At 52.9% G+C, this 20,283-nt stretch carries 26 protein-coding genes and 1 tRNA gene; 17 read left to right on the plus strand and 10 right to left on the minus strand.

Translation table 11 applies throughout. The features are described 5' to 3' along the window. The first annotated feature begins 133 nt into the window (after positions 1–133). Positions 134–679, plus strand: a complete 546-nt coding sequence (locus tag VGK23_08605) for a VIT1/CCC1 transporter family protein (GenBank protein ID HEY3420597.1) — start codon at positions 134–136, stop codon at positions 677–679. A gap of 12 nt (positions 680–691) precedes the next feature. On the opposite strand, the gene hypE is transcribed toward VGK23_08605, so the two are convergent. Then, entirely contained in the window at positions 692–1,738 is a 1,047-nt protein-coding gene (hypE, locus tag VGK23_08610) for a hydrogenase expression/formation protein HypE (protein ID HEY3420598.1), read from the minus strand. A gap of 110 nt (positions 1,739–1,848) precedes the next feature. Next, positions 1,849–2,856, minus strand: a complete 1,008-nt coding sequence (locus VGK23_08615) for an NADP-dependent oxidoreductase (GenBank protein ID HEY3420599.1) — start codon at positions 2,854–2,856, stop codon at positions 1,849–1,851. 168 nt (positions 2,857–3,024) lie between these two features. Here VGK23_08615 and VGK23_08620 point away from each other — a divergent pair, with 168 nt between their 5' ends. The 3 genes from VGK23_08620 (at position 3,025) to VGK23_08630 (ending at position 5,132) form a co-directional block, all read left to right on the plus strand. Continuing rightward, positions 3,025–4,032 carry a zinc ribbon domain-containing protein gene (locus VGK23_08620; GenBank protein HEY3420600.1) on the plus strand — a complete coding sequence of 336 codons (1,008 nt, stop codon included), beginning with the start codon at positions 3,025–3,027 and terminating at the stop codon, positions 4,030–4,032. 43 nt (positions 4,033–4,075) lie between these two features. Further along, positions 4,076–4,153 (plus strand) — tRNA-Arg (locus VGK23_08625). Between the two features lie 343 nt (positions 4,154–4,496). Next, on the plus strand, positions 4,497–5,132 hold the full coding sequence (locus VGK23_08630; GenBank protein ID HEY3420601.1) for a DUF3800 domain-containing protein: 636 nt from the start codon (positions 4,497–4,499) through the stop codon (positions 5,130–5,132). A 296-nt stretch (positions 5,133–5,428) separates the two neighbouring features. Here the strand turns inward: VGK23_08630 and VGK23_08635 are convergent, their stop codons facing one another. The 4 genes from VGK23_08635 to VGK23_08650 all read right to left on the minus strand — a co-directional run bounded on the left by VGK23_08635 (position 5,429) and on the right by VGK23_08650 (position 7,257). Beyond that, positions 5,429–5,638: a hypothetical protein gene (locus VGK23_08635; GenBank protein HEY3420602.1), complete on the minus strand. Its 210-nt coding sequence runs from the start codon at positions 5,636–5,638 to the stop codon at positions 5,429–5,431. A 67-nt stretch (positions 5,639–5,705) separates the two neighbouring features. Continuing rightward, a complete protein-coding gene (locus VGK23_08640) occupies positions 5,706–6,500 on the minus strand; it encodes a hypothetical protein (GenBank protein ID HEY3420603.1) in 795 nt (264 codons plus the stop codon). Between the two features lie 125 nt (positions 6,501–6,625). Continuing rightward, a complete protein-coding gene (locus VGK23_08645) occupies positions 6,626–7,024 on the minus strand; it encodes a hypothetical protein (protein ID HEY3420604.1) in 399 nt (132 codons plus the stop codon). Between the two features lie 59 nt (positions 7,025–7,083). Then, on the minus strand, positions 7,084–7,257 hold the full coding sequence (locus VGK23_08650; protein ID HEY3420605.1) for a ribbon-helix-helix domain-containing protein: 174 nt from the start codon (positions 7,255–7,257) through the stop codon (positions 7,084–7,086). Between the two features lie 113 nt (positions 7,258–7,370). On the opposite strand from VGK23_08650, the gene VGK23_08655 reads away from it, so the two are divergent. Continuing rightward, on the plus strand, positions 7,371–7,586 hold the full coding sequence (locus VGK23_08655; GenBank protein ID HEY3420606.1) for a hypothetical protein: 216 nt from the start codon (positions 7,371–7,373) through the stop codon (positions 7,584–7,586). A gap of 482 nt (positions 7,587–8,068) precedes the next feature. Here VGK23_08655 and VGK23_08660 read toward each other — a convergent pair whose 3' ends face one another. Continuing rightward, complete coding sequence (locus VGK23_08660; protein ID HEY3420607.1) at positions 8,069–8,839, minus strand: hypothetical protein; 771 nt, start codon at positions 8,837–8,839, stop codon at positions 8,069–8,071. A 404-nt stretch (positions 8,840–9,243) separates the two neighbouring features. Between VGK23_08660 and VGK23_08665 the strand changes: the two genes are divergently transcribed. The 11 genes from VGK23_08665 to VGK23_08715 all read left to right on the plus strand — a co-directional run bounded on the left by VGK23_08665 (position 9,244) and on the right by VGK23_08715 (position 15,214). Beyond that, the gene (locus tag VGK23_08665; GenBank protein HEY3420608.1) at positions 9,244–9,402 is read left to right on the plus strand and encodes a hypothetical protein; all 159 of its coding nucleotides are present in this window, start codon (positions 9,244–9,246) and stop codon (positions 9,400–9,402) included. 13 nt (positions 9,403–9,415) lie between these two features. Further along, on the plus strand, positions 9,416–9,952 hold the full coding sequence (locus VGK23_08670) for a hypothetical protein (GenBank protein ID HEY3420609.1): 537 nt from the start codon (positions 9,416–9,418) through the stop codon (positions 9,950–9,952). Beyond that, the gene (locus tag VGK23_08675) at positions 9,952–10,128 is read left to right on the plus strand and encodes a hypothetical protein (GenBank protein HEY3420610.1); all 177 of its coding nucleotides are present in this window, start codon (positions 9,952–9,954) and stop codon (positions 10,126–10,128) included. Before VGK23_08670 ends, VGK23_08675 begins: the two co-directional genes overlap by 1 nt. A gap of 22 nt (positions 10,129–10,150) precedes the next feature. After that, positions 10,151–10,618: a hypothetical protein gene (locus VGK23_08680; GenBank protein HEY3420611.1), complete on the plus strand. Its 468-nt coding sequence runs from the start codon at positions 10,151–10,153 to the stop codon at positions 10,616–10,618. Continuing rightward, entirely contained in the window at positions 10,615–10,899 is a 285-nt protein-coding gene (locus VGK23_08685; GenBank protein ID HEY3420612.1) for a hypothetical protein, read from the plus strand. The genes VGK23_08680 and VGK23_08685 overlap by 4 nt, the downstream gene beginning before the upstream one ends. Then, complete coding sequence (locus tag VGK23_08690) at positions 10,896–11,114, plus strand: hypothetical protein (protein ID HEY3420613.1); 219 nt, start codon at positions 10,896–10,898, stop codon at positions 11,112–11,114. The genes VGK23_08685 and VGK23_08690 overlap by 4 nt, the downstream gene beginning before the upstream one ends. A gap of 3 nt (positions 11,115–11,117) precedes the next feature. Further along, on the plus strand, positions 11,118–11,333 hold the full coding sequence (locus VGK23_08695) for a hypothetical protein (GenBank protein HEY3420614.1): 216 nt from the start codon (positions 11,118–11,120) through the stop codon (positions 11,331–11,333). 26 nt (positions 11,334–11,359) lie between these two features. Further along, on the plus strand, positions 11,360–11,932 hold the full coding sequence (locus VGK23_08700) for a hypothetical protein (protein HEY3420615.1): 573 nt from the start codon (positions 11,360–11,362) through the stop codon (positions 11,930–11,932). A gap of 262 nt (positions 11,933–12,194) precedes the next feature. Further along, positions 12,195–12,416 carry a hypothetical protein gene (locus VGK23_08705; GenBank protein HEY3420616.1) on the plus strand — a complete coding sequence of 74 codons (222 nt, stop codon included), beginning with the start codon at positions 12,195–12,197 and terminating at the stop codon, positions 12,414–12,416. Then, positions 12,417–13,814: a hypothetical protein gene (locus VGK23_08710; protein HEY3420617.1), complete on the plus strand. Its 1,398-nt coding sequence runs from the start codon at positions 12,417–12,419 to the stop codon at positions 13,812–13,814. Between the two features lie 263 nt (positions 13,815–14,077). Continuing rightward, complete coding sequence (locus VGK23_08715; protein ID HEY3420618.1) at positions 14,078–15,214, plus strand: site-specific integrase; 1,137 nt, start codon at positions 14,078–14,080, stop codon at positions 15,212–15,214. A gap of 130 nt (positions 15,215–15,344) precedes the next feature. On the opposite strand, the gene VGK23_08720 is transcribed toward VGK23_08715, so the two are convergent. The 3 genes from VGK23_08720 to VGK23_08730 form a co-directional block, all read right to left on the minus strand. Then, on the minus strand, positions 15,345–16,121 hold the full coding sequence (locus VGK23_08720; GenBank protein ID HEY3420619.1) for a LarC family nickel insertion protein: 777 nt from the start codon (positions 16,119–16,121) through the stop codon (positions 15,345–15,347). A 220-nt stretch (positions 16,122–16,341) separates the two neighbouring features. Further along, positions 16,342–16,533, minus strand: a complete 192-nt coding sequence (locus VGK23_08725; GenBank protein ID HEY3420620.1) for an NAD(P)H-dependent oxidoreductase — start codon at positions 16,531–16,533, stop codon at positions 16,342–16,344. Between the two features lie 74 nt (positions 16,534–16,607). After that, positions 16,608–18,482, minus strand: a complete 1,875-nt coding sequence (locus VGK23_08730) for a hypothetical protein (GenBank protein ID HEY3420621.1) — start codon at positions 18,480–18,482, stop codon at positions 16,608–16,610. Between the two features lie 583 nt (positions 18,483–19,065). Here VGK23_08730 and budA point away from each other — a divergent pair. Then, positions 19,066–19,794, plus strand: coding sequence for an acetolactate decarboxylase (gene budA, locus VGK23_08735; protein HEY3420622.1), 729 nt, complete (start codon positions 19,066–19,068; stop codon positions 19,792–19,794). The last annotated feature ends 489 nt before the right edge of the window (positions 19,795–20,283 follow it).

The following is a 20,283-nucleotide window of genomic DNA, read 5'->3' on the forward strand; positions in this document are numbered from 1 at the left end:
CCGCCAAACCCTTATTTTCATTTTTGATAATTACTTCGGGGCAATCTTTTTCATGACGCAATGTATGCCATAGGGCAACCGACGGTTGACCATGGTCATTATCAGGAAAGGAATGTTCAAGAAGGCACTGAATATGCCCGAGACGCGGCCCGCGCTCCGCCGCTACTTCGTCAACACCATATTCGATACGACATTCGTCATCCTCGGCGTCATCATCGGTTCTGCTCTTTCGCCCCACCCGAACATCGACGTGGTCAAGACCACCATAATTACCAGCGCAGTGGCTCTGGCAATCTCCACCGGCTCCAGCGTCTACGAGGCGGAGAGCCTGGAACAGAGCCGGCGTTTGGACGAGATCAGCCGGGCCATGCTGTCCTCAGTGGACGAGACCGATCTGGGCAGGACCTCCCGGGCCAGCATTATCCTGATATCGCTTGTCAATTCCCTTGCCCCGCTGCTCGCCGGGGGAGTGACACTGGTACCTTTCCTGGTCCTCCCAGCTTCTGACATCGTCTACGCGGCCGAGCTGTCGATAACGCTGGCAATATCGATGCTGTTCATCACCGGCTACTTCATGGGACGCATCGCTAACAAGAACCCTTGGATAAAAGGTACCCGGATGGCGGTCATCGGGCTGATCGCCTTCGGGATCTGCTATCTCATCGGCGCCACGGTCTGAACGATCGGCTGACTAGCATATACGGGGAACGGGATCGCCCACTGGCGGTTCCAGTATCCTCTTTCCGCCGATCTCGGTCCTAAGGACAACGTGCTTGGTGCTCTTCGTGGCCTTGCCGATAATGGCCGCGTTCCTCCCCTCGGGAAGGCTTCTCATCTTGGCCAGGATCTCTTCCGCCATTTCTGGTACGCACCCGACCACGACCTTGCCCTCGTTCCCTATGGTCAGCGGGTCCAGTCCCAGCATCTCGCTGGCGTTCTGCACTGCTTCGGACAATGGGATGGAGCTCTCCTCGAGCTCGATCCCTATCTTTGATTTCGACGACCATTCATTGACGGTGTTGGCCAAGCCCCCTCGGGTCGGGTCCTTCATGCACACCGCTCCTCCGATCTTGAGGATCTCTTCGATGAAACCGTTCAGCGGGGCGCAATCGCTCTGCAGCTTGGATTCGAACCCGTAGCCTTCGCGGAAGGAGAGCAGGGCAATGCCATGGTCGCCCATGAAACCGGAGGCGATCACCACATCTCCCTCGCGCAGGTTGTTGTCGGTCAGCCAGCAGGAGTCCACCTTGCGGTATTTGGACGCCACCGTAAGATTATGGTCCATATGAGGCGACCTCTTGCCGATAGCGGACGTGACGATGACCATCTTGTCAATAGCACCTTTCTCCATGACCTTGGTGTCCCCGGTGACCACCGGGACATTGGCCATCTTCGAATAATGGCCGATGCTCTTGGTGACCTTCTCCAAGGTCTCGAGCTCCAATCCCTCCTCAAGGATCATGGCACTGGATAATGCTAGTGGTCGGCCTCCCATGACCGCGATGTCGTTCACCGTCCCACAGACGGAAAGCGCACCGATATCTCCGCCAGGGAAGAACAAAGGCTTCACGGTGTGGCCATCGGTGGTGAACACCACATCGTCCACGACGGCGGAATCATCATACGATTCCAAGGGTACCGTTGCATTGCATTTGGGCAAAAAGGGCGCAATGTGCTCGCCGATAAGCTCTTGCATCATCTCGCCACCCGCACCGTGGCCCATCGTCACCCGCTTCATGACTGCGCATCAGGGCGGAACGGTTTAAATGTTTGTCAGAGACCTTCCTTCCGTCCCTTGGTTACAGACAACGATCCGATCAGGCCCGATGATGATGGACGAATGAACGGTCATCCCGATTTGACCTTTATCTTCTCCGCTCCTTTTTCCTTCGAGCCTATGCCGACTCTGAGGGCTAGCTTGCCCAAATGATGCTTTTGCACATCCTTCATCGCCTGGCCCAGATCTTTCATGTCATACAGCTTGCTGATCTCCACGGTAAATTTTCCGGTTTCGATCAGCTCATTGAGGTGGTCGAAGATCTCTTGACTGGGAACTCCGTCGAAGGCGATCACTTTTACTTCCTCTCTCCCCTTAGGCTCCGGTTCCACGCCGTTCGGATAGGCGATCTTGCCACCGTCCTTGACCTGCTCTTGTATCTTGTCCAGGTCTGGTCCGGTGATAAAGAACATCGCCGCATCCAGACCATCCGGCGCAAATTTCCTGACCGCTTCGCTCACGTTCTCGGTCCTGCCATCGATGGAAATGTCCGCCCCCAGACGCTTTGCTAGCTGGACTCCGTCCTTGCTCGAGGCTACGGCAAGAACTTCCGCCCCCATCAATTTGGCAAGTTGGAGGGCAACGTGTCCCACACCTCCGCTGGCCCCATATATTATCATCTTCTGCTCGTTGATCAGGTCTAGCTGCAACAGTCCGATGAGCGCGGTGACCCCGCTTGCCCCCAGTGCTCCGGCCTCTTCCAGGCTGACGTTCTTCGGGATCAAGGCCAGGTTGCCCTCATGCAGACAAACATACTCGGCATAGAACCCTCCTTTAGGGTTTCCGAACGCGTACCCGTACACCAGATCGCCTACCTTGACCCGTTTCACCATCGGCCCGACCGCCACCACCTTTCCAGAACCGTCCGAACCAAGCACCAAAGGAAATACTCCGCCGCTGCCAAGTCCTCCTTCAACTATCCAGGGATCCCAACTACCGATCCCGGCTGTCTCCACTTGGATAAGAACATCCCATTCCTCAACCGCCGGAACGGGTATTGTCGCTACGTGTAACTCCTCTGGCCCGCCATACTTGTCTATGACTACCGCTCTCATGGTCTTGGGTATCGTTGGGCTCATTTTTTCACTTAGAACGGAACTTGTAACCTTTGGTCTTTATTCATTTCCCGCCGTTTGTTGTCTTACTTTGTCTCTCGTTCGTCCTTAGCACGGAATCTTTGTGAAACCTGTGGATCTCGGTGATGTTCGTCCATGAATGCTTAATATCGGGTGACTCAGTAGTCGTCGTTGGGTCAAATCATGTACTGTCCCAAGTGCGGCACGGAATTACCAGACAATGCTGAGTACTGCATGAAGTGTGGTACGCATATTGGCGAAGCGAAGGTCAGAAAAGCTATCGATGACACAAAGCCGGTCCTTGCTCCGAGCGGGGCGGTTTCTTTGAACTGTCCGAGCTGCGGTGCTCCATTGTCGCCCAAGTTCGGTGAGATGGTCATCACATGTGAGTACTGCGGAACGGCGATCGCCCTGGGGAGCGAAGGATGGACCGGCATCAAGAAGCAGACCATGCTTCCGGTGAACTTTCCCGACACAGAGACCGTGAGCAAGAAGATCGCGCAATCCATGGATCAGGGCCTCCTTCACCGCCATCTACAGGAGAAATCGGTTCTGGAGGAGTTGAACCTAAGCCTTGTGCCATACTGGATCGTTTCCGTGTCAGCCAGGACCTCGATCATCTCAAGTGATGTTGCCGTGGAGGCTGGTCAGATCGCCACGACCGCGGCCCTCTTCGGACTGATGGGAGCGGGCATCGGGGGAGGAAGGGGTAGAGCCAATATCTCCGGTCCTCTGGTCGCTGGTGCGATGATGGGATCTATGATGAACCCCGGTCGTGGAGGGGCCAAGAAGACCTTCGAGATCGATAACAATTACAACTTCCCGGTGGTGGCTTTGAAGGGAATGGCCGAACATCAACCCCGGGACTATCAGTTCAGATTGGAGGAGAGGGCCTTCTTCGATATTTCGAAACTTCCGAAGGGGATAAAGATCCTCAACGGGGACGTCGGTGAGGAGGCGGCGAAATATCAGGCAAGAACGCTTGTGACCCAGCTGCAGTCCGACAAGGCTCATGCGGAGCATCACATGATCCAGGAGCTCCATACCGATGTCGATGTCTCCGAGACCGAGCTACTGCATGCTCCAATTTGGTTCGCCAGATACGATTTCAAAGGAAAGAAGATAGCCCTCGTCATCGACGGTAATTCCGGCGCTGTGATCAATAGCATCGGCCTATGAGAGATTATTTAACCGAAGTAGTGATAACGAGGGTTTGTCCAAAGGGCCTGTAGGGTAGCCTGGATTATCCTTTTGGCCTTCGAAGCCAAAGACTGGGGTTCGAATCCCCACAGGTCCGCCACTATTCTATCCAGTCATCCGATTTTGAAAATCAATTCGGGGTTTTTTTGAATCCTGCCATCTGGCTGGCGAAACCCCTTCTATCTTTTTCTTGGTTCTCGAACGAATGAGATCGAGAGCTCGTTCTGTTCTCTTTACTCCCTTCCTTTCTTGTTAACCTTTTAACCTATTTCTTCTCTCTACTTTCTACTGGATAGTAGATAATCATAAGGGTAACAAGGAGGGTAACTCCAGGGTAACTATGTGAAGGGGTTAACCGAGCAAGGAATCGTTCCCATTTTTGATTCTCAATATGATTCCATTGACCAATATCGTTAATCAATAGGTCGTTCCTTTTCCCTCTATTGCACGACTTGGTCGAAGTATACCTAGATGAAAGCGGAGATCTCGGGTTCTCTCCGAACAGCTCACGATACCTAGTGATTGCTGCGACTGTTACGACAAGCAAGGTGAACTTCGACAGGATTGTGAAAAAGGGAAATGAGAAGCTAAAGATCAAGGGCAAGTCCCGTGCCGAAGTAAAATTCAACAACAGCGACGACTGGATGAGACATTTCTACATCGATAGGTTCTGCGACACCGGCTGTCATGTTCATTGGTGCTCGATCGAGAAATCCGATACGAAAGAGCACTTGATAAGATGCAAGGACAAGCTCTACAACTACATGTGTGGTAGACTGATGGCCTCAGTATTCGGCAGTTACAATGCCCGCAAATTCAACATGATCGTGGACAAGAGGGCGGGTGGCCGAGCAGAGAGGAACGATTTCGACCGCTATATGAACACCATTTTAGACCACGAACACATGGGCAATTTTCTACCAGAGCTAAGACTCAGCCATTACGACTCATTTAACAATCCTGGATTGCGGGTCCATGATTTCGTGGTCGGGTCTGTCTTCCAGCATCTGGAAAGGAAAAATGATGAATACTATGATAAACTAAAGAACAAGGTTGACTGGGGCGAGAGGTTATGGTAAAAATTGCAGACCCCGAATGGATTCTTGCGTTGTGTACCCTTCCGGTGCACGTCTACCATCCGGGACTTACCTGCAATAACTAAAGGAACGAATTCTATATATTAAACCTTATGACGTTTTTCCACGGAAGATGGGGAGAAAAGCGACATTTACGGGACCTAAATAATGGAAGGTGAGCTTCGGACGCGCCGACCCGCCGAAGGGGGCTCGCTCTCTCGTTGACCGGAAACGGGGCCGGAAAGGGCGTGGGTGCACGGACAAATTAGTGGTAAGGCGCACGTGCATGATGGACGCTCTCATTCTTGGACATTTTTCTTGATAGTGTTGACCACCGTTCCGTCCTCGAGCACCACCACATACTCGTCCGGGGAGATCTCCCAGAGCTTTGTGCTCGCGTAGATCAACGACGTCGCCTTGAAGTAGGCGAGCTCCAGGTCCTTACTTACTACCAGCGAGTTCCCGTCTAGGTCCTCGATTTTCCAGGGGCCGGCCGCGTTCCAATCCATGAGCTCGATGACGAACCGAGAGGTGATTAAGGCGATGGGGGGGGAGATGGGTGAAAGTGCTCCTTTCTCACTTTCCCAGGTCCTTCAGCCATTCGGCGTTCGTCCCGCTCAGGGTATACGTTACGACTGAGGTGGGGTCGATCGTCACCACTTGGATGACCGTCACTCCACTGTTCTTCTCAATATAGTAATCGTCGACCTCATTTCCACTTGTCAATCGATAGTGGGCCAGGTCCATCAGCCCGTAGCAGGTCGACGCCTTAGCGGTACCTAGGTATTCTGCGTTTTCATACTCCAGGATTTTGAAAACACTCGTGTAGTTATGGACACTAGATGTTGGCGCGACAGGATAGCCAGTGAATGAGACTGAATCGGTATAGCTGTCAGGGCCGACACTCGTGATCGTGTCTGTCATCATTGCGGAAATCTGCCCAACCGTAGTGGAATATCCCGTCATCGTCCAATTTGCATATTCTCCGACAACCCGCCGGTCATGGACGACAAACGATGCGTTAGCTTTCCCTGCCTCGATCAGATGATTCCCGATCATGCTTGAAGTGACATTGCATTTGACCGTTGCCTGCTCTCCAGGGACAAGCTCGACAGAGATCGAATGGCAACTAACAGAATCGAGCATGATGCTGTCATTGTAGAATCCCGGATGATTCCCGATGTTCTTTACGATTACCGTTACATTGACCATGTGATTGGCCAATATATCATTCCTGTTCAACTGGATCCCTGTGACCTCGAATTTTGTACTATTATCTGGTGCGGGCGTTTTATTCAATAGTAATACCGCACCCAATCCGGCGATCACGAAAATGGCAACGACAGCTACGACGATAAGGACCTTCCTCAAGTAAATACCCCAGGATTACAAGATGATGCTAGGATAAATAAGCACCTTGAACGACATCCTGGCGGTTCCCTTTAGCGTTTCAAACGACCTTCTCCGAGGCCTCTATAACGACGCGGCCGGCACCATCACTTCTTCGTTGCCCTTTCAACCGCCATGTTATACGCACCGATGAAGCGCCCCATGTTCTTTGTCCGTTCTCGGTAATCAGCTTCAATCTTATTCTTATTCGATAACCTGCCAGACAATATCCCCATCAAAACTTCTTGGAATTCCTTATCGGTCTTGCTCAGATCATAATTCAAACCTAAAAGGGCAAGGATGAAGAATACTAACGCTGCAAATGAAAAGCCCCGAAGAAAATCAACTAGAACCCACCAATCAACATTAGAAGGACCCATGTTCAACAGCCAAAGGGCCAGTCCACCTAAGGCAAAAGCGACCGTTATATTATGTTCGCGCTTTCTGTCGACCTGTTCCTTGAAACGGGCCACGAGTTCAAACCACATCTTGACTTCATCGTCCATGCGTGGAACGATGTTTGGGGGGCACCATAATATTATTTATGAACAATTTTCTCAGACTGTTAAGGCCGTTTGCCCGTTCGGTCCTTGAGCTCCTGCAGTGCCCGGTCGACGGCGTGTGAGCGTGACGAGTAGATCTTCTTCTCGATCTCCTGATCCATGAACCCGACGAGATTCCCGGAGACCGTGACCGAAAGCTGCACCTTGGGGTCGGCTTTCTTTTCTCCTTTCTTCATAGGATACCATAGGATAGAATAGTTATTTATAGTTCATTATCACATACTACATTCAATAGGATAACATAGGATAAAGTGAGAACATGGAAATGAGCACAGAGCCAAAACCCGTAATGAGCCAAGCACCGAAGACCGTCAGGATCGGGAGCGAGTACGTGATCAAGCCGTCCAAGTTCCGTATCATCATCGAGCTCTCGGAAGGGTTAGCGATCGACCCGTTCTGGCAGAACGACCTCGACTCAGCGCTGGCGCAACTCGCCACCACGATCGAGAACGCAACGCAGGCGGTCGCCCACGACGCTTTCGATCTCCTCCCGGGTGAGTTCTAGGGGCGGTCCAGGAACGCGACCAGGGCATGCGCGTTCGAAACCTACGAACTGCTACCGGCCGATTTCTGATAAGGGGATCGCTGCGAGGGGGAGCTCTGCCCGCTCTCCCTCAACACTCTTTTTTTGAAGTTCATTGACAAATGCGAAAGTCACATATGCCGTTTTCCGGCCAGACATAGAAAAGAGCCGTTTTAAAACCCACGCAAACCTTACATTTTACCGAAGCAAACCGACATGCCGTTTTCGGTCTGGGGTGCGAATTGAAGCGAATCAAAGGGCACGTTCTATAAAAACCGGTGGCACGACCTCCGGAAAGGGGAGCGAAAGGGAAGGATCTAATGATCTTAAGATGACAACCGGAGGTTCATATCCTCGGCGGGAGCGAGGGCGATGATCGCTCATGGTGAGGACGCCCGGCGCCATCCGCGTGACCTTACCCGATACCGCCGGGAGATGAGCGAACTAGAGTGGATCGACGTTTTTCAGGGATTGAACGCCCTCGGCCGTCCTCTTTTCTTCTCAGTGATCGTTACCTTGTTCTTCATCGATTGTTCCCTACTCAGCATGTCAATCGCTCCCAGATAATATTCGAGCCAGAAAAGCAAATGAGTTCCCTGCCAGTCATCCCCTGCGGGCTTGGATTTGTCAGGTTCGCTCCAAACGGCCTGGGTGTCTCTATGCCTCTTAATGTAGTCGGTGCCCCACCAACCTGGTATGGATATTCCCCGCCGCCCCTCTAGCCATCTGAGGGATTCATGCAAGGATTCGCAACGTCTCAATAGTTGCGTCCTGAGCTCTTGCCTTCGCCTGTTGTCGGCAAGAATTTCAGAGGGTACAAGGACCGGTTCCAACGGGTATGGTTTACCTTTAGCCTCGGCATCGGCTTTGCATGCAGCTATCACAAAATTATAGCCTTCCGACGCCTCGCCGGCCGACCCTTGAAGCACTCCTGAACCAATGATCTCAGATACAATGTTCTTGCACTCATCAATAAGAAGGCGGTCGACCTCAGATGGCGTCTTGTCAACAGGGCCAATTTTAGATCGGTTCTGCACTAAGAAATATCGAGCTCGGCCATGAACTCTATCAGTATTAACAATTCCATTTTTCTTCAACTCTTTGAGTCTACGGTAGATCGTGGCTCTCTTGTTTTCTCCGAAATGTCTCACTAGCATCTGGACATCCATACTTGTAACATTGTGTAATAGGTCTAGTATCATTGTTGTCTCAACTGTATCATCTTGTCCAGTCATCAACATTCCTCAATTATTGACACACGTATAGCACTAAGTAATGATATATTTTACTATCTATGTAGTAGTAATGAGTTACAAATGTAACCGCGATGGTGTCAAAACGGCAATGGTGCATTTGCGCGTTCCATCCTGGTTGGATGAACGTATAAAGGCCCGTGCAGAGGCAGTCGGTGAAACGCCAAGTGTCGAGATGAGACGGGCATTGATTGAATCGTTTGGTAAAAAGAATGATGAACATCAAGAGCCCGGTAGATCTCCATGATCCATCTGACCGTTCGCGGAACGCCACGAACATCACGCGGGCGACTCACCGCCCATATATGGGGGACTTTGGGGCACATTGCCCGGTGTCGTGCGGCTCTCCACCGCCGACGCTCTTTTTTTCTTCAAGGGGTCATGATATGCGTTTAGTCCGGAGGGACCGCTGGCAGGAATGCAAGCTGACGGGGATCGCCAAGAGGACCCGGGAGAAGAGGGGGCCGCGCTGCGTGATATGCGGTTCTCTCCTGCATGATGATGGAAACTGCCCAAATTGTCACGGCGATATGGGGACAGACTGAGGAAGGTACGACAATGAAGTTCTTTGACAAGTTCGGAAACAGGGACGTTGAGATCGAGCTCGACACGGCAGAATTGGAAAAGCTAGATGACGCCATAAGCCGCGAGCGGAACACCACGGACCCGGAGATGGCTATCAACCTCGAGCTCGCGACCGGAAAGAGGTTTGACGAGATCCTAAGAGAGAAGCATACCACCAGGGCCTTGAACGCAAAGAAGGACGCATACCTCAAGGCTAGCATGCTAGAAGCGAGGAAGGCCGCCGAGGAAGCAGCGAGGGAACCAAGGATAGAACAATTGCTCAAGGAAGGGCACTTGTTCGTCACCATCGACGGAAAGCGGCAGGACCGGCTTAAGACCAGCCTGGTCAAGTGCTCGTGTGGGGAACCGCTCGGGACCGTGAAGGGGCGCATGGCGTTCATGGAATCGGAATGGCAGAAGACCGGGGGCCTCTACGATCAGCTGCAGAAGATAAAGACGATCCACGAGGGCGCGGTAACTTGCCCTGCTTGCAGGAAGACCGCCCAAGTGGTAATGCAGTTGGTGTTCTGATGGGCGGCGAGATGACCCGGGACGAGTTCAAGAAGGCCCTCGAGGACCTCCGGAAAGAGCTCATGGTCGAGGTCGATAGGAGGATAGAGGACGCGGCCCGGAAACGAGCGTGTGCCTGCCAACTTTCTAAGACCCGCTCCCTGACCCGAGGCCCGGATAACCCGCGACAACTATGAGGGACACGACGGACGGGTTCAAATGACGGATCTCGAGGCTGAAAAAGGAGAAAAACTCCCTGATATTCCTGTTCCTGGGCCGGTCCTGGCCGGGGCAACATCCCAAAAGCCCAGGTGTGCTCATATCTCAGCTAGTGGGGCATCATGTGGAGCATGGGCCGTCAAGGGTTCGACGTTCTGCTTCTATCATGATCCCCGTCCGGACGCGATCGCAAAAAGGGAGAGGTCGAGGGCGAAGGGCAACCGAAGATCGAACGCGCAGGACGGACTAGAGAATTGGACATCGCACCCAATCAAGTCCATCGAGCAGCTTAGCGGGGCCTTGTCGGATCTGTTCAACGCCGGTATGTCGGGCGACATCACCACCAACAGACTGACGGCGCTCTCAAGTGTCGCCAACGCTTTGATGAAATCCATTGAAGGATCTGGGATTGAAGAACGGTTAACCGCCCTCGAGGAGAAGTTCAAACTAACTGAGGCGAAGAAATGACCACCACCGAACAAAGGATAACCGCCTTGGAGATCGCTGTAGGTCCGAAGGAGACAGATGCCGATGCCCGGGCCCGAGCCCTCCAGGAAATGCCCGATGATGAGCTCGAGCGGCAGATTCGGGAGATCGTCGCCAAGTATGATGATGTCGGGGAGGACGCGCCGCCAATCATACTGCAGGCTAGGAAGTCACTAAGCAATGTCGACGCGAGGCGAGCATGGGAGAAAGAGCAATGGGGCCACTTGCCGCTTAGGCAAGACGCGGAGAAGGCGAGCCAATGACCACCACGGAACGAAGGATAGAGGCTTTGGAAGGTGCAATGGAACCGCCGAACAATGAGATATGCATCCTCGTAATAGATGACGATAAGCCTCTTCCTACATGCCCCAAGAGAGGGATCGAGCTCACTGAGGGCTTGGACAGGAGGCCGCATGAGTGCAATAGCTGCACTGTCAAGGAAAAGAACCAAAGATGCATCATTATCAGGTCGGTGTGACGAATGACGATCACCGAGAAACGCGTCAAGGGCCTGGAGGACAGGTTAGCGCCGAACGATGAGATATGCGTTCTCATAATGTACGACCATCTAGCCCTTCCAAAATGCACCGTCCGAGGGGTCGAGCTCACCAAGGGACCGGATGGGATGCCGCTTGAGTGCAATAGATGTAATGTCCAGGACAAGAAACGAATACACATCTTAATCCACATGGTGTAGAAGGCGAAGTCAGGAGCATGCCGCGATTGAAATTGTACGGTGAAGGACTCGAGGGCTCGGCTGTTGAGAAGGACGCCCAGAAATACGGGCAGATGCTGGGAAACCTTAAATGGTACCATTGCGTTGCCACCATTAATAGTATGAACCTCAAAATTCTAGTCAACGCAAAGAAGATCGCAGTAATCAACCCACCAAAGAAAAACGGAGATCTAGACGTAGACGCCATTGTGAATAGCGAGTCGATAACATTCCTGACCACGATCAAGATAATGCCCCTGATGAAATCAAAACCGAAAGATGGCGAGGAGATTGTGGAATACGTCGACATAGAATTACCCCCTGGTGGGAGTGCTATGTTGGATAACGGGACTATGATAGTGAACAGCGTCGATCCAAGCTGGTCGGATCGTTCGGCTTATGCATTTTGTCCCAAATGCGCAAGCTGGTGGGTAAAGAAGACAACTGATAGGCCAAAGCGTTGCCCGAATTGCATGGGTCGGCTGGACAAATTCAAAACAGAGGAACTTGAGCTCGAGGAGGTCATGAAACAACGCAAGAGATACTTCCAACTGAAGACAGACGAAACACCAAAACAGTAGATAGGACCGGGTAGGACGAGGCGTTTGCAGCGCCTCATCCCGGTCTCCGCCTCAGGAAGGTGAAGACTACGAATACAAATGAAGTAAATCTAGATAAAGAAATCGCAAAGCTCCAGATGAGTGGCGCAATTATTGTCCGCGGACCATACGCGGATGTTGCCAGTGTTTTGAAAGACTTGGAGAACAGGCTCCCATCGGGCTGCAGGGTCGCATATGTCCATTATTCGCCCGGCCGCCTCAAGATCATCGAGGAGGTTCCGCGATGAACTCCTCATCCGGGCAAGCGACACATTCCCCCGCCCTCCAGGAAGACATAATTTTCCCGGTCGAGTGGAAGATCATCGCGTCCAAGGAAGTCCAGGAAAACGTCACCGACATGATCAGGGAGGCGTTCGACAAGGCAGGTTTCAGGGCCTCCTACACGGAAAAAGATGGCGTCAATGTACTAGTCCAGATAAGGGGAAGAATCCCGAGAGGTCCTTGAATGTCGACCTCCAAGGACAAGGTCAATGTATTGAAGTTCATCCGCGGATGGGAGCCGTTCGTGACCGAGACGAACGAGTTCGGGTTTACCCTTCCATACCACTCCAGGGAAGGAATCAAGACCGCTATGGAGTGGAATGAATTCTTCCGGGGAAATGAGGACCAGAAATCCATTCCTATGATCCTGGAAGGAATGTTCGAGAAACAGAGCGCGCCCTGGGAGATAGCTGGACAGCCCAGACTCGAGGATGACCCCACCTTGCTAGATGATCTAATAGCGTTCATCAAGGGGCATGTGTGGATTCCAGACCAGAGATATTACGTCGTCCTTGCCTCTTGGGTAGTTGACACTTGGATCCATGATTATATGGAGACGTCTCCACGGCTGATCTTCTACGCGACCACACGCTCGGGGAAGACTCGTGCCTTGAACACGTTGAGAGAGCTCTCCTATCACGGATTGGACCTTGTCTCGCCCACTCCGGCGGCGATGTACCGTCTGATCGAGTCCCTTCATCCGTCGCTGTTCATAGACGAGTACCAGGACCTCGACAAGGAGATCATGCCCCATATTGGGGTAATATTCAAGAGCGGGTTCCAGGAAGGCGGAGCAGTCCCTCGGTGCGATAACGACAAAGACCGTTCGGACGTCGGTTTCTATAAAGTGTACTCGCCGCTTGCGATCGGTCTCAAGAACCGACTTCCTAAAGAGGACGAGGTTAACCGGTCCATAACCGTCCGGATGCTCGAAAAACCACCAACTGCCCAAGTGGTCAGGAGGATACAGAAGGACGCTGCCTGCTTGCTGCGTGGTCGTTTACTAAGTCTCCGGTTCAAGGTCCAGACCGAGATGGTCAAGCTAGAACCTCTGAAGGTAGAGGCTTCGAAGCTCGCCGAACGGGAGATTCCAGGCAAGGACAGGACGATCATTTTAGACGATCGCTCGATCGAGACGGCGGCGGCGCTGCTCCTTCCTTCATTGATCGTCGGGGGCGAGTCTTTCCGTCCCAAGATCGACGCAGTCCTCGGAGTCGTGGCAAGTTCCCAGGAGTTCTCAGACGAAGGGCTCAAGGACACCGACGAGGGGAAGGCGTTCTATGCGATCCAGGCGGTCTACAGGTTCCAGGACGAGCTCGACCAGACCGGCATGGATGGAAAGAAACTGCGCAACGTCTCGAAGATGACAACTAGGGCGGTGGCTGAACAGTTCAATATGGACCTGTCCGAACAAGGAGATGACAACCGGGACCCCGTCAAGACCCTCCGCGTCACTAACATGATCAAGTCCCTCGGGTTTGTCCTTCACCGTGGAGCTCACAGTCAGACATACTTTGATCCCGACAGCTTCCAATCGACCTATGCGGTGAACCTGAGGAAGTACGGAGGAAGGGGTAACTAAGTTAACCTGTTAACCTGGGTTTCCCGGATATGCCAGCATCGTTTTCGGGTTAACTGGTTAACTCTTTCTAGGGAGAGGGTAAGCCTATGCACACTAGAGCATCTTCCGCCGATCCGGTCCCGCGTCGCGTCAGCGAAGCGGTTAATACCGGCCGCGGTCATGCTCAACGTGAAGGCGCTCAAAGTGTCGCACGACGACGCGGGCGTCCTAGCAAAGCCGATCAGCTTGCCAATAGGGGGAGGTCCATGGGCAGGTATCCCCTGATGGCGGCTGCCGAGAAATATCTAGAGAGGAGGAGTCTGAAGGTGGGAAAGAGCACGATGGTCTATGAGAGGAGGATTATCAGACACATCGTTGGAGAGATCGAGGCGATGAGGGAGCGGGGCGAGCTCAGGACGACGCACCCTAAGGAAATGGGCCCCGTTGAGGTCCGGGCTTTCCTAGATTGGATGAAGGACCCGAAATCTCACGAGGGTAAGTCCTTAGATCCGGATACGCAGGTGCGTTATCTAGCAAGGTTGGAAGGCATCCTCAGGATGAACGACAACCATGTCATCGAGAGGATGAAGGACGAAGGCTACCGTCTGCCCCAGAAGGTGGGTAGAAAGCCAATAAGAGCGATCACGCAGCCCGATCTCGAGACAGTGCAGGAAGCATCTCGGAGCGTGGGGAGCTCCACGGGCGAGCCTGAAGGATGGCGTAGGGCGAAGGCCAGGTTCCTGACTACGATCTACGTTGCAACAGGTCTTCGGCCCTCAGAACTGCGTCTGGCCTTCATGGAGGACCTGGATGTCAGTCGGTGGAGGTTCTACGTTCGAAGCCCTAAAGGTGTGGGGGTATGGGCTGAGACGAGGACCGTAACGATCATGCCTCCATATCGGCAGGACGTCACATTATTCCTGGAGGAACGTGAGAAACTGCTTCGTTTCTACAGTGTGAAAAAAGCCACCCACCTCATTCCAAACCTCAGGAACGGGGAGGATAAACCCTACAGCGAGAACCATTTCCGCGAGCTCAAGAAGGAAGTACAGGAGATCTCCGGTATCAACTTCAGGCTCAAGGATTTTCGACCCACCTTCGCCACAATGAGCGTTGAGAAAGATCCGAACCTCTTGGTAGACGTATCGGCACAGCTAGGACACTCGAATCTGATGACGACGCAGAGGTATTATGCTCAGATCTCTGCGGACAGCGCCGGCTCAAGGCTTGAAAAGGCATGGGGCGGGAAAGGCAGCGTATCAAAGACCCAAACGAAACCCGAGCAGAGTGAGGCATTGAACCTCATCCTGCAACTGCTTGGCGTCACTCCGGAGGAGCTCGCCGCCCGACTTATGACCAAGGCTCAGGAAACACCAAATCCCGGAATTGATTCTAAAAACCGACTAACTGGCTATAATTGAGACGAATCCCCACAGGTCCGCCATCTCTCTTTCTGGCTTATTATACGCACAGCGTAGACCTTTTGAAATTCCTTAAACCCTTCAATCATATCATGAATCGAAGGGAATGAACATCGCACCGAACGTTCCATTAGTAACTCGTCTCAATGATCATCGCTCTTAGGATGCCAGGCCTTTCGGTGACCCTCTTTCCCGCACCGATCCCGATCTTCTGGATCGAGAATTTCTGGGGCAGTTCGTCCGATGTCTTGATGGCGGCCACGATGGCCGCACCGGTGGGCGTGACATGTTCGCCCTCCACATCCATAATGTGCAGGTGCAACCCGTGGACGGCCGCTATGGAAGAGACTGCTGGAACTGGGATAGGCAATAGGCCGTGCTGACAGCGCACCAACCCTTTCCCCTCATACAGTTCCGGTACGATCACGTTTGTTATGCCTAAGTTGTCGATACACACCGCAGCCGACACAATGTCCACGATTGAGTCGATTGCCCCGACCTCGTGGAAACGCACTTGCTCCAATTCCACACCATGCGCTTTTGACTCCGCTTCAGCAAGGATATGGAAGATCCGGATCGCAAGGTCCCTTGAATTGCTTGTGATATCGGCATGATTTATCATCTCAACTATCTGGGAGAGACTGCGATGTTCGTGGACGTGCTCCTGTTTCCCATGCACGATATTCAGACCATTCTTCTCATCTATAGGGTCCAAGACGACATCGAAGTCACAGGAATCCAATCCAGATTTCGACACGCGGCCGATTTTTATCCTGAAGCCGTGCACCGGCAGACTTGCCAGTGCTTTCTCCAGAACGCCTTGGTCCGCTCCCAGGTCCAGGAGTGCGGCGACGGTCATGTCTCCGCTTATGCCGGAATAGCATTCCAAATACAATGTCCGATCCATTCCAACCCCGAACCACATCCTGGTTTACAGATTCTTGCCCATATCATAGGCCTGTTGCATGAGGGCGGTACCTACGGCATAACCTTTCTGCCATAAGCCCGCCCCGTAGATCAATCCCATCTCCTTTGCACCTTCGAGGCAGCAGTCAGTGAACCCTCGGAATCCTTCGAACGTCCTCTCCAACGAAGCCTTGTTGTCGTCCGCGGCGGTCGCTATGAAATTAGAATTCCTTGTTTTTGATCTCAGTGTATCCAGCCGCCGTCCTGTCATTGAAGGTTTTCATCTGAGCGTCCATCGTATAGATGTAGACAGGTGTGGCCATCACAATGATGTCCGACTCGATCATCTTGTCGAGGATCTTGGCCATGTCATCCTTCTGCGAACATACTCCATTGTGTCTGGGTGAGCGCATCAAGTATTGGTGTGCTGAGGAAGAGGAAAATTCCTAGCCTCACAAAGGGCCAGGCGAGGTCGCGTATAGGCGGCTCAGCCCTTTCTCTTCGATCTCCGCCATACTACGATCAATCCCAATATCGCGGCGATCATCATGATCACCAGTATTAGGCCCAGCAGCGGGTTCATTCCGCCGGATGTATTAACTGTGAAATCCAATTTCTGGACCGCAACATTCCCTGCTTGGTCCGTTGTCCTTACCAGCAGGGTGTGCTGACCTTCGTTCAGCCCGGTCATGATGATCTTGCCTCCCATGCAGGAGGTGTACCCATTCCCGTCCACGCTGTATGTCATCGACGAGATCCCGCTTCCGTTATCCAACGAGTTCACCGTCACGGTCAGATGCGAGGAGTCCACGGCCATACCATCCTTCAGAGATATGGTCGCCGCCGGCATCCCCGAGTCCAGCTTGAACTGGAAGGTTTTCACGTCCTCCGCGTTCCCGGCGTTGTCGACGGAATAGTACTCAAGCCTGTGCATTCCCTCGGCCGATATGGCGAGGGTCGAGGCCGAGGTTGCCCAATCTCCGCTGTCCAGGCGGTAATGGGTCGCCATTACTCCGCTGATATCGTCGGCTGGGTTCCAGGTGGCGAATATCGTGCTGTTGTACCATCCCCCGCTCCCCATGCTTCCCGAGATCGATAACCTACTGGTCGGAGCGGTCAGATCGATGGTGAAGTTGACCGTCCTGGATAGCTCAACGTTCCCCGCCCGATCAGCGCTATTGAAGGTGATGCTGTGATTCCCCGGTGAGGACACCAACAGACCGGTGGCGTAAATGGTCCACACTCCTCCGTCAAGCGAGTACTTCGTGGAGGCCTTGCCGCTCACCTCGTCCATAGGGATCAAGGACACCGTCACCGAGCCGTTGAAATCCAAGTTCCCCCGGTCTCCAGTGCCATCTAGCGTGATCATGGTGACCGGGGCCATGATATCGATCTTGATGGACCGGGACCTTTCCGTCTCATTGTTCCCGGCCTTGTCAATGGCCAGGTATCTCAGGGTATGGTTGCCCTGACCATTTACGGTGAAGTTGCCGGCATAGTCCATCCATTGCCCTCCGTCAACGCTGATGACTATTTTGTCGGTGCCGCTCACCGTGTCAGAGGCAGTAATATTGACCGTGACGTTTCCGATGAACCATCCGGCCAGTCCTTCGTTCCCGTGCAGTGTCACCATTGTGGAAGGAGAGTCGTTGTCTATCGAGAAGTTGATCGTTCTTACAGCTTCCCAGTTACCGGCAAGGTCGGTGCTGTTAAACCTCAGGTAATGAGAGCCCGCCGCTTCCACTGTGAACGGACCGGTATACCAATCAAAGTTGCCCCCGTCGAGGGAATATTGGATGCTGGTTACCCCATCGACCACATCCTGGGACGTCAGTACGATGCCCACCGTTCCTACAAAGATGCTCGTCCCCTCAGTGTGCATGCCATCGAGAGAATAGCTGGTAACTGGCACTGTCCTGTCGATGTTCACGTTGATGCTCTGTTCCGGCTCCTTGTTCCCGACCATGTCCGTGGCCGAGAACAACAACGTATGGTAACCCTCGGTCGAGATAGTGAAATTGCCGGTGTAGGTCAGCCAGATCCCATCCTGAAGGCTATATTCGATCATGTTGACCCCACTGGTCTGGTCAACGGCGGTGAGATTTACGCCCACTTCACTGGAGAACCATCCATTGTGATACACTCCCGACAATGTCGGTGTGGTCACTGGCGCCGCGTCATCGGGTACTCCGACCACCAAAGCACCGGTCCCCTGGGAGGATCGAACGTCTATGCTTTCCGAGATCGATGGCGACGAAGGCACCGTGGCCAGAGAATGGCCTAGTCCGCTCAAAACAGATGCGATCATCAGTGCGCACACAAGAAACGCAGCCGTCCCATGTTTCATCAGATCGCGGTTCAAACACATTGGTTAATGATAATAGTATTGTGAGTCCGCCTCATGGGATTTATTAAGTAATGTAGCTTCCAAGACACATTTGATGGCCGACAGGCCGTGTCCGATCGCAATAACCATTGTTGGATTCCTTTACTTCATAGTTGGGGTATTGGAACTCTTATCGGGGATCGGCCTAATGCTCCTCGAAGGCCTAGCAAAGCCGATATCCACAACAACTTAGGGCAAATGCACAGGATTGGCTGAAGAACAACACGACGTTCATCCTCATCATCGGATCGGGGGGCCTCATAGTGTCCATAATCGACCTCATGTTAGGTTAGGGTGCTTCAAGGGCTGGCGATGGGTGTGGACGGCCGGAATGGTTTTTGCCCTCCTTTCGCTGATAATCTCGCTCTTCACTGCCTTGTCCAGAGGGTTCACGTTCTCAGATACGGTTTCGGGATTGGTGGGGGCGATCATTCCGACAATCATAATCCTGTGCTTGAACGCTAAGAAGGTAAGGATATGGTTCGGGAAGTCTGCATGATGGAACGAATAGCGGGAATCAAAAGGTCAACTTGATAATCGCAGAGGCTGATGCGGCGTTATGCGCCGTGCCTTTTTCCTTTTGGCGGTCATCGCTGCAGCACTGCTTATCGTGATCCCCTCGGCGATATTGTTAACGACCAGCTCCGATCAAAAGAGCGATGGGCTCTACCAGGTCGGATCCTACGATTCGCTGTTGGGCGGTGACTATGCCTCCATTTCGAAGGTAACGGCCCTGATGGACAATGGTGATTTCGGGATCGGGACCTTCACTGGACTGGACGGCGAGATGATAGTCCTTGGGGGCACCTGTTATCGTGCGACCGTCGACGGGAATGTGGAGAGGGCTAATGACAGCGCCACCACACCCTTCGCCCAGGTTAACTATTTTGACCGGGATGGACACATAAATGCCACTGGATCTCGGAACCTCACCGAATTGGAGGGAACGCTTCTGTCTGGTTTCGTCAGGAATGACACCTTTGTCTTTATACGGATCGACGGAACCTTCCCAGAGATGAAGGTCCGAAGCGTACCGGCCCAATCACTGCCCTATCCACCGTTGACGGAGGTGGTCAAGAAACAGGCAGTGTTCGATTACCAGAACATCACCGGTACGCTGGTCGGCCTGTGGAGCCCAGGTTATGCGGGAACACTGTCGTACTCCGGGTTCCATTTCCATTTCATCAGCGAGGATCGGAGCAAGGGCGGTCATGTGCTCGATTTCGAGACGGGTGGGATCCAAGCCCTGATCGATTACACAGACGGAATAGAAGCCAGATTGAATTGAGAAGGTTCTTCGCCTGATGGTCAGAACGACCCGTTCCATACGTTCAGCAACCTTGTCGGGGAAGATACCTAAATGAACGCGACCGAGGAGTTGTTCCTGAGCACGCACTCGCTCAATCCTCCATTGTTGGTCGGATTTCCCGGTCACGGGGTGCCCGAGTCGGGTCCGTGCGAACTTCCTGGGATAATACGAACTGAAACACCTGGCAGCCGCAACGTTGGGTTGCTAATTCCGGGTAAACTTTAGCTTCGAATAGTTACATCAATTCGCACATGACAGTGAGCTTGGTCTCCCAGGACATCATTGGCACGTGTTGGTCCGGATTTAAGTAATTAGAACACAATTCCATCGATCATGACCGATCGCAGAAGGCCAACCGGCGTTACGATAATGGCCTTGCTCCAGCTTACCCTCGGTGCGCTGATGCTGCTTTCCTTCGGCGGATTCCTGGCCATCTCGCTGCTGGTTTCGAATCAGCAGGTCAGGGAA

It is taken from the genome of Methanomassiliicoccales archaeon, assembly GCA_036504055.1.
Taxonomy (GTDB): domain Archaea; phylum Thermoplasmatota; class Thermoplasmata; order Methanomassiliicoccales; family UBA472; genus DASXVU01.

Coding starts and splice junctions, on each gene's coding strand:
- VGK23_08660 (HEY3420607.1), bottom strand. CDS start 8,839: ATGACTGGACAAGATGATACAGTTGAGACAACAATGATACTAGACCTA.
- VGK23_08665 (HEY3420608.1), top strand. CDS start 9,244: ATGCGTTTAGTCCGGAGGGACCGCTGGCAGGAATGCAAGCTGACGGGG.
- VGK23_08615 (HEY3420599.1), bottom strand. CDS start 2,856: ATGAGCCCAACGATACCCAAGACCATGAGAGCGGTAGTCATAGACAAG.
- VGK23_08670 (HEY3420609.1), top strand. CDS start 9,416: ATGAAGTTCTTTGACAAGTTCGGAAACAGGGACGTTGAGATCGAGCTC.
- VGK23_08690 (HEY3420613.1), top strand. CDS start 10,896: ATGACCACCACGGAACGAAGGATAGAGGCTTTGGAAGGTGCAATGGAA.
- VGK23_08645 (HEY3420604.1), bottom strand. CDS start 7,024: ATGGACGATGAAGTCAAGATGTGGTTTGAACTCGTGGCCCGTTTCAAG.
- VGK23_08605 (HEY3420597.1), top strand. CDS start 134: ATGCCCGAGACGCGGCCCGCGCTCCGCCGCTACTTCGTCAACACCATA.
- VGK23_08675 (HEY3420610.1), top strand. CDS start 9,952: ATGGGCGGCGAGATGACCCGGGACGAGTTCAAGAAGGCCCTCGAGGAC.
- hypE (HEY3420598.1), bottom strand. CDS start 1,738: ATGAAGCGGGTGACGATGGGCCACGGTGCGGGTGGCGAGATGATGCAA.
- VGK23_08680 (HEY3420611.1), top strand. CDS start 10,151: ATGACGGATCTCGAGGCTGAAAAAGGAGAAAAACTCCCTGATATTCCT.
- VGK23_08685 (HEY3420612.1), top strand. CDS start 10,615: ATGACCACCACCGAACAAAGGATAACCGCCTTGGAGATCGCTGTAGGT.
- VGK23_08715 (HEY3420618.1), top strand. CDS start 14,078: ATGGCGGCTGCCGAGAAATATCTAGAGAGGAGGAGTCTGAAGGTGGGA.
- VGK23_08725 (HEY3420620.1), bottom strand. CDS start 16,533: ATGCGCTCACCCAGACACAATGGAGTATGTTCGCAGAAGGATGACATG.
- VGK23_08705 (HEY3420616.1), top strand. CDS start 12,195: ATGAACTCCTCATCCGGGCAAGCGACACATTCCCCCGCCCTCCAGGAA.
- VGK23_08710 (HEY3420617.1), top strand. CDS start 12,417: ATGTCGACCTCCAAGGACAAGGTCAATGTATTGAAGTTCATCCGCGGA.
- VGK23_08635 (HEY3420602.1), bottom strand. CDS start 5,638: ATGGATTGGAACGCGGCCGGCCCCTGGAAAATCGAGGACCTAGACGGG.
- VGK23_08720 (HEY3420619.1), bottom strand. CDS start 16,121: ATGGATCGGACATTGTATTTGGAATGCTATTCCGGCATAAGCGGAGAC.
- VGK23_08695 (HEY3420614.1), top strand. CDS start 11,118: ATGACGATCACCGAGAAACGCGTCAAGGGCCTGGAGGACAGGTTAGCG.
- VGK23_08655 (HEY3420606.1), top strand. CDS start 7,371: ATGAGCCAAGCACCGAAGACCGTCAGGATCGGGAGCGAGTACGTGATC.
- VGK23_08650 (HEY3420605.1), bottom strand. CDS start 7,257: ATGAAGAAAGGAGAAAAGAAAGCCGACCCCAAGGTGCAGCTTTCGGTC.
- budA (HEY3420622.1), top strand. CDS start 19,066: ATGCGCCGTGCCTTTTTCCTTTTGGCGGTCATCGCTGCAGCACTGCTT.